At 58.2% G+C, this 7,306-nt stretch carries 7 protein-coding genes and 1 pseudogene; 1 reads left to right on the top strand and 7 read right to left on the bottom strand.

What is annotated here, in order from left to right:
• Nucleotides 1-132: 132 nt before the first annotated feature.
• From G3N99_RS31045 to G3N99_RS31015, 7 genes and pseudogenes are all read right to left on the bottom strand, one after another.
• Entirely contained in the window at nt 133-549 is a 417-nt protein-coding gene (locus G3N99_RS31045; RefSeq protein WP_206124291.1) for a TetR family transcriptional regulator, read from the bottom strand.
• Entirely contained in the window at nt 546-2,453 is a 1,908-nt protein-coding gene (locus G3N99_RS31040; protein ID WP_206124290.1) for a hypothetical protein, read from the bottom strand. The genes G3N99_RS31045 and G3N99_RS31040 overlap by 4 nt, the downstream gene beginning before the upstream one ends.
• Complete coding sequence (locus tag G3N99_RS31035; RefSeq protein ID WP_206124289.1) at nt 2,450-4,144, bottom strand: hypothetical protein; 1,695 nt, start codon at nt 4,142-4,144, stop codon at nt 2,450-2,452. Before G3N99_RS31035 ends, G3N99_RS31040 begins: the two co-directional genes overlap by 4 nt.
• On the bottom strand, nt 4,144-5,298 hold the full coding sequence (locus tag G3N99_RS31030) for a tyrosine-type recombinase/integrase (protein ID WP_206124288.1): 1,155 nt from the start codon (nt 5,296-5,298) through the stop codon (nt 4,144-4,146). The genes G3N99_RS31035 and G3N99_RS31030 overlap by 1 nt, the downstream gene beginning before the upstream one ends.
• Nucleotides 5,299-5,604 carry a hypothetical protein gene (locus G3N99_RS31025; RefSeq protein ID WP_206124287.1) on the bottom strand — a complete coding sequence of 102 codons (306 nt, stop codon included), beginning with the start codon at nt 5,602-5,604 and terminating at the stop codon, nt 5,299-5,301.
• Between the two features lie 72 nt (nt 5,605-5,676).
• Nucleotides 5,677-5,937: pseudogene (locus G3N99_RS31020) on the bottom strand (magnesium chelatase domain-containing protein); the annotation flags it as partial.
• Nucleotides 5,938-6,238: 301 nt separating this feature from the next.
• A complete protein-coding gene (locus G3N99_RS31015; protein ID WP_006489451.1) occupies nt 6,239-6,490 on the bottom strand; it encodes an accessory factor UbiK family protein in 252 nt (83 codons plus the stop codon).
• A gap of 355 nt (nt 6,491-6,845) precedes the next feature.
• On the opposite strand from G3N99_RS31015, the gene G3N99_RS31010 reads away from it, so the two are divergent.
• Nucleotides 6,846-7,184, top strand: a complete 339-nt coding sequence (locus tag G3N99_RS31010; protein ID WP_027789049.1) for a P-II family nitrogen regulator — start codon at nt 6,846-6,848, stop codon at nt 7,182-7,184.
• Nucleotides 7,185-7,306: the final 122 nt, after the last annotated feature.

Here is a 7,306-nt window from a genome sequence, read left to right as displayed (position 1 = left end):
CCGGCCAGCGCGTCGGCCGGGATCTGGCCGTTCGCGGCGAGGATGCCGAGCGCGATCGGCAGGTCGTCGCTTTCGGGGTGTTCCTAACAGTTAGAACGGGGAAAGCGGTGTGAAATCAAAGAATTATCGAAGCTAACTGTTTTCCGGCTTTTTTGCCGCCATTGATACGACGTTGGATTCACGCGACACGGCTCTCAGCGTCCTGTTTTCCAGCACCAGCATTTCATTGATGCTCGCCAGTCGTGCTAGCTGCTTGCGTGCTTCCTCCAGTTCTAACTTCAGGGCTTTCCTTTTCTCGCGTTCGGCGTTGAGCTCATTCTGCTTAAGGTCGCGTTGTTCGCGGCTCGACGCGCCTTGCTTGACGCGGATTTCTTCGGCAATCGCCGGATAATGGTTATGGATCAGAGCGGGTGTCACGCCCGCTTCCCTTGCGACAGAGGAAACACTGAGTCTCGTCGCTTTCGTATGCGCTCGACCGCGTTCGATCCGGAATATGGCTAGCCTCAGTTCCTTCTCGCGTATCTCGGCATTCTTGCGTTGGTGGGTCATACCGCACCCACCAACGGGTCATGCCCGAGGGACGTGAGTACACTTCGGCATCGGGCAAGGTCACGCTGGACCCGTGCCTTGCCACTTTCGCCGATGTCTTCGCAGGCTTCCAACTCTTTCAGACCGTCGAATAGGCGCTGGTAGACTGGGGCATGACGGGTTCCGATTACCGCATTGCTACAGTTGTCGCCACATCTAGTCCGCTCGAGGTCATTGCCGATGCACTGATTGTCGTCCGCCGTGCACCACGCGTGTCCGTTACTACGGATGGCAGTGCTCTGCGCAATTGAGCGAATCATGTCGGCGCGATTCTTGAACATGGTGATATTTTCGGACCGAGTACGCCAGTCGATAAGCGCACCGCCGTATCCTCCTGCTAGAGGCTCAGAGTCATCTAGCCAGCGGTCAACGACACCGCTCTTGATCTCGTCTAGTTCCTCTTCAATTTCGAGGTACAGCGCCATTTCCTGCGACTCATTCATGGCGTAACCCAAGGTCATATCTTGGGACCAGTGCTTGAAGTGTTCGCGAAGGTATCGAAGATCGCCAAACTGGCTGCGCGCCGCGTAGTTGGCGAATTTGCGGCGGAATTGATGTGATGCTAGATCCCAATCGAGCCCACACGCCCTAGAGAACGCCTTAAGTTTGAGATTCCATTGCTGCACGGATACTGTCCGAACTTTGTTGTAGGCTCTTTTGTCGATCCCCACGAATATCGCGCCCACGTGTTCCAGAGCTTCGGCGAGTCGCAAGTTTGAGGATCCTGAGGTCCGGTAGGAAGCAATTTCCTGCCTCAGTAGGGATTGATAAGGGGCTGCCCAGCGATCCATTATCTTGAGCGCTGAAACTGCGGCCTCAGGGATCATCCACTCAGTATCGCCCGCGCCGGTCTTCGTTGACTTCGAGCGCATCCACCAGTAGCGTTCGCCTCGTTCGTCTTCAGTGCCGTAGTAGGCGCTAGTCCGTAGGAATGCGAGTTCGTGATTGCGGCAGCCACTTACCGCCGCTATGACGATATAACAGGCTGTCCGGACCTCGAGCAAGCTCGCCGTTAGCGCACCGTACCCGTTTTCCCAACCAAGTACTTCCAAGGCCTTGTTTCGCCGGTCGTTCACTGTGACGTTGCTATATCCTTTGCTACGGGCCGCGATAGCATCCATTTCATCTCTGAAGTCGAGAATGCGCCCAGCATTCTCAACAATGGCCCAGGCCTTTTTGAAGATGATGGTGAAGATGTCATCGGGTATCAACGGAGTCTTATTTGCGCCGCTCCTGCCGTGTTTTCCTTCGCCAGATAGATGATCAGCCGATGAGTCTGGCCAGGGATGTCGCTGCATGACATCGTCCGTGTACTGGCTCAGTTCGTAGAGCGTCTCCACCGCGCGAAACCGCTTCGCTAGGGAGCCAGCTGTCAGAGGACGGATCGAGGTGCGTGCCTGCTTGGTCCCCGGAGCGCGCCCCGCCGTTTTGCATGCCTGCACATAGGTAGAACAGGTCATTGGGGTGATGTCGCTAAGCTTCGTGATGCCTAGCTTGGTCAAATATCCAAGGAAAAATCGGATGTTGTCCAGTTGTCTCTTGAGAGCGGCTACACCGGCCTTCAGTTTGCCCTGACGACCGTGGCGGATCAGTCGATACATGATCGCCTTAACCGTGTCCCTGAAGTGCGGGGGTATCGCTGTGAAATCGAGCTTGGCTCTCGACTTTGCAGTGTTTGTAGTCGCCCCGGCCGGCCACCATACGTCATCGCCATAGCTGCTCGCGACGGTCCAATTACCGTCAACAATTCGCATCGCTATGATCAGTGCATCCCGGTCCCGCGCGTGCAGTCCGCGCACGTGCAACGGTTGGTTTAAAATAACCGGCGGATGTTCTGCTAGTACTGCACCGTTTGCCGCGCTCATATCAAGCCCTCGGCTATGTCACCCAGGATCGTATCGCAGCGCCAGAACGGATGCGGGGCGACTCTGGCACGTTCGCGTTCCACGCTCACGATCGCTTTCTTGAACACACCTTTCGCGAGGCCCGCGTCGATGACATCCCGGTCGATCAGCCGCACGACGTGAGCAAACTGGCGCCGCCAGCGTTTAGGTTCCATCCGGGCTTGCTCTTTCAGAACTCGCCAATAGAAGCTGAACAGGCGGTAAAGGTCGTCGCCAGTGACAACATAGTTGCGGCATCGGAGGCAATTAATAAAGCTCATGCAGGTTGCCCCGTTCCGTTTAGGTGCGTATTCCCCGTTCTTGCTGTCGGAACATCGTCCCATCGGTGTGCGCTCCGTTGCACCAATCGTATTGGTCAGCAATTCCTGAACCAGCGTCGCGCCGAGGAATTTCCAGTTCTTCTTGGCATCTTCGCCAGGGCGAAGGTAACTAGTCGACGTCACCTTGACGGTATCTCCTGCAGCCGACGCCGTTGCTACGACGTCACCGTCGAGAATTTCGTAAATTCGGTTGACGAAGGTTTTCCGCAAACGGCTGACGCTAACGCGCAGAGGCTTCCCGTCGGTATCGACCAATTCATATCGCTTGACCAACGTTTTTACAGCTCGCTCCAGTGTGCCGGGATTCAGCGCGGTAACGTCTCCGACAGCTCCCACGCCACGACCTGGGGTTTGCATGCGATAAAGCCACACACGGTCCCGTAGGTGCGCAGGAGCTTCGTGTCGCAACCGCGAGGAGAGATCGAGTACGCGTCTTATCAGGCGGGCGACTGTGGGCCTGACCGTTGCCATTGACTCTATCTGGGGACGATCGAAATCTGCTCGAATTGCGGCCTTGCTTGTCGAGTGGCCTCGGCGCTTATAGAGCACAAGGAACAATACGTCATCCTTCGGGTGGGGGCGAAGACAGTCCGGGGACATTTCGAGTAGCGGCCAAGTGTTCCTTCCCGTGTGAAGCGCAATGATTAGCAGCGCGAAGGCGAGAAGTTCGGATGTGTGCTCAACGTCGTCTGAGAAGATTGGCATGACGGCCGTTTTCACGGCTCGTGCGAAGGCCTTACGCTGCTCTTTGGGCAACGGTTGCTCACCCTTCGAGTTCCTCGTAACCCCTGGGAACGGATTAAACGGGAAAGTCGCGGAATCTCCGGCCAAGATCTCATGAATCAGGCCGCGCTGACACAACGCCCCTAACACAGCTTTGGTGGAGCTATAGCGACGGCTTTGCGTTACCTTGGCGACACCACTATCCTTCAGGAAGCCAAGGTAGCTGTCGATCGTCTCCCTGTTGATGTCGTTTAGAGTAAGGTCGCGACGCAAAGCCGTGCTCAACATCGTCAGGTACCGAAGGAAACCGCTGAGTCCGTTCACGCAGTAGGTCCGCACCGTCAGTGGTGATAACTCCAGATCCTGTTTATCGAGGAAGCGCTCAATCTGCCGTTGGCACGCGTAAGTCACCGCGTCGATCCCGACGCCATACCAAGGTGCGAAATCGAAGGCTCTGGTTCCAGCCCCGATACTGGGCCCGTACTTCACAACCGTGATCTCAGGAGGTATGGCATCGGCCGGGATAACGACGGTGCCGGCGGCGTCGCGGACATGCTCGACACCGGGTGTGTCGAGATTGGTTTTGATGAATACCTTACGCTTACCCATTAAGTTTGGGCCTCGGCCCAGTCGTTCAGCTCGTCGTCATAGGCCAGCACCGCGTCATCTGCCAACTCGTTGACAAGGTGAAGGTAGTCCATGGTGGTCGTAATGGAGGCGTGCCCCAACTGCTTTTGCAGAAAGACCAGAGGTTCGATGTGCGTATCTCCGCGATTGCGTTGAAGGGCTGCGAGCGTGTGTGTCGCGTAGGTGTGGCGCAACATGTGTGGATGTGCTTTAACTCCGACCTTTGCGCCGATCTTCCTGACCATAGCTTCTATGCCTTTTCCGTCGGCGGCCCAAGGTTCGCCATACTGATTTAGGAACAGTGCTTTTTGGGCAGATTGATTCAGTGATGCGCGCTCTCCGCGCCAATGAATTGCGTAGTGATGTAACTCTTTCATGAGCCGCCGACTGACGTAGATAACGCGCGGCTTGCTGCCCTTCGTACTCATACCGGTGCCGTCGGCAGGGTCGAGCGTTACACGGATGTTCCGTTCCGGGCCGTGGGCTTTGTCCGGATCGACGACGTAGGCGAGCGGGAACGTGGCTAATTCCTCGCGTCGAAGCCCGCTCTGTACCGCCAAACGGATGATGATGTGATGATGCGGGTTCTCGGCGGCAGCGAGGAGGGACTTGGTCTGTTGCTTGGAAAGGAATTTCTTAAGCGCTTGGTGCTTGCGTGGCATGACGGACCGGACTGCTTGTCGTCCTCCCGAACCGTCGACGTGTGAAAGGAAGCCGCCCGAGCGCATGACCTGGCGCCCCTCGTACTCGTAGGGAAGCGATTGAACCCAGCCCTGCCGCTTGGCGAAAGCATAGAATTCGCAGACGTATAGGAGGCGTTGCCGGATTGTATTGCGAGCTAGTCCGGCGGTTTCGAAGGAGTAGTCACGGTACGCTGCGACCAAAGTTTTCCGTTCGCCTCGATCAACATCGTCCCAGGAGAGATCGTGTGCTTCGAGGAAGCCAAAATAGTCGTATATGGCCCGACCAGTCGGCTCCCACGAATTGCTGGACCCGATGGCGCCGCGCAGCAGGTAGTAGCGTAGGAACTCATTGGCTGGTTCGCAGCTCCGCATGTCTTCCCACAATAGAATCGGGAATCCCGTTCGTGGCTGACCGGCAAGCTTGAATTCTGCAGTGGCCGCGATTAAATGCATTCAAATACCTTTACTGCGCAGGAGGTTAACGGCCTGCTTGAAATCGAGGCGCAGTAGATGCATGGCCATATCGATGGCACCGCCTCCGCCTTTGCCTGCTCTTGTGTCGAGAAACTTTGGGCCGGTACATAGAATCTCGAATTCGGCGCCGTTGACCTTGGCGTGCCACCTTGTCGATTGATGGCTTGTCCTTGGTATGAACGAGCGGTCTTGCTTGGCGTAATCAGCGAGCAGATGCAGCGTGTCGGTTGCAGCTAGCGTGCGCCAACGGGCCAAATCAGAGTTATCCACAGCCTTGCGACCCATCGAATCCTCCCCCGGACCCCCACCTGCTACTCGTCTCAAAGAGACTGTCCCCATTGTCTTTATTTCCTAACAGATAGCAAGCGTCAAAACGAACCGCCCCGATTCCTTCGGCAGGTCGGCCGGCGCGAGGTTGACGGTAATGCGGCGCACGGGGAATTCGAAGCCGCAGTTCTGCAGCGCGGCACGGACGCGCTCGCGGCTTTCGCGGACTTCGAGATCGGGCAGGCCGACGATCGAGAACGACGGCAACCCGTTGGCGAGATGGACTTCGACGGTGACGTCCGGCGCACGGCCGGAGGCGGGCGCGCGACTGCGCACCACGGCGAGCGACATGGCGAGGCTCCTGGTAAACAAGACGGACGACGGCCGTTCGGGGCCGCATGCCGCGGGAATCGGAGAAATCGGTGCGCGCGTGCCGGCGTGGCGCGGGGAAAGAACGAGGAACAGCGGAACGACGGACTGCGAAGAGCGAAGAGCGAAGAGCGAAGAGCGAGGGACAGCGAAGAGCGGGGGTGCTGCGGAGAACGACGGACGACGAAGAGCGGGGACGACTTCAGTGCTTCAGTGCTTCGGGGGCGGCGGGCGCGGGCTGCACGAGGCGGCCCGCGCCCGGACCTTGCGGCCGGGTGGGGCGTCAGGCTTGCGGTGCGGCGAGCTTCTGCTCGAGTTCCGCGACGCGTTTCTCGAGTTCCTCGAGGCGCACGCGGGTGCGGGCGAGCACCTGCGCCTGCGTGTCGAATTCCTCGCGCGTGACGAGATCGAGTTTCGAGAAGCCTTGCGACAGCATGGCCTTCACGTTGCGCTCGACGTCCTTGGCCGGCGAGTTTTTCAGCAGATCGCTGACGCGCGACTGCAGATCGTTGAAAACGTCGCTGGGTTGCTTCATGTGATTCCCCTTCCTTGCACAAAAAATGTGCATCTTCAGTTGCGTACGTGCCCATGATGCACGCATGACCGGAAATGGTGCGCCCTGGGCGCGAATTCCGGGCATGGCGCCCGCATGGGTGAATGGCCCGGGGATCCGGGACGTGCGTGCACTCTAGCAACGATCCTTTCGCCGCGCCAGCAAACCGGGCCACGTTGGCCATTCGGCCGGGCTTCCGCACCTTACATCACGGGATGCGACCCCTTGATGAAGCCCTTTGAAACGGTGCGCGAACCGACATGGCATGCGAGTTGCTGAGAAGAGTCCGTTACAACATTCCAACCAATTCGACGGGACAACCCAGCGAGAGGACTTCATGAAACTCATTACCGCAATCATCAAGCCGTTCAAGCTCGATGAGACGCGCGAAGCGCTGTCGGCGCTTGGCGTCTCGGGCATCACGGTGACGGAGGTGAAAGGGTTCGGACGCCAGAAGGGGCACACCGAGCTGTACCGCGGCGCCGAATACGTGGTCGATTTCCTGCCGAAGATGAAGATCGAGGCAGCCGTGTCCGACGATCTCGTCGACCAGGCGGTCGAGGCGATCGAGCGGGCCGCGCGCACGGGCAAGATCGGCGACGGCAAGATCTTCGTCACGGCGATCGAACAGGTGATCCGGATTCGCACCGGGGAGACCGGCGCAGACGCGCTGTAACAGAACAGACAAGACAAGCGACAAGAGGAAACCCAAGATGCGCAAACTTCTGATGTCCCTGCTGATGGCCGGCTCGCTGATCGCGGCCGGCGTCGGCTCCGCGCTCGCCGACGACGCGGCGG

This window comes from Burkholderia sp. Ac-20392, from assembly GCF_017104585.1.
In the GTDB taxonomy this organism is placed as follows: domain Bacteria; phylum Pseudomonadota; class Gammaproteobacteria; order Burkholderiales; family Burkholderiaceae; genus Burkholderia; species Burkholderia lata.
Note: the sequence above shows the minus strand (reverse complement) of the source record. Positions and strands in the feature narration are given on the sequence as shown.

What these genes read in the sequence shown, in the direction of transcription:
- G3N99_RS31040 (WP_206124290.1), bottom strand. Translation starts at nt 2,453, where the DNA reads ATGAGCGCGGCAAACGGTGCAGTACTAGCAGAACATCCGCCGGTTATT.
- G3N99_RS31025 (WP_206124287.1), bottom strand. Translation starts at nt 5,604, where the DNA reads ATGGGTCGCAAGGCTGTGGATAACTCTGATTTGGCCCGTTGGCGCACG.
- G3N99_RS31030 (WP_206124288.1), bottom strand. Translation starts at nt 5,298, where the DNA reads ATGCATTTAATCGCGGCCACTGCAGAATTCAAGCTTGCCGGTCAGCCA.
- G3N99_RS31045 (WP_206124291.1), bottom strand. Translation starts at nt 549, where the DNA reads ATGACCCACCAACGCAAGAATGCCGAGATACGCGAGAAGGAACTGAGG.
- G3N99_RS31035 (WP_206124289.1), bottom strand. Translation starts at nt 4,144, where the DNA reads ATGGGTAAGCGTAAGGTATTCATCAAAACCAATCTCGACACACCCGGT.
- G3N99_RS31015 (WP_006489451.1), bottom strand. Translation starts at nt 6,490, where the DNA reads ATGAAGCAACCCAGCGACGTTTTCAACGATCTGCAGTCGCGCGTCAGC.
- G3N99_RS31010 (WP_027789049.1), top strand. Translation starts at nt 6,846, where the DNA reads ATGAAACTCATTACCGCAATCATCAAGCCGTTCAAGCTCGATGAGACG.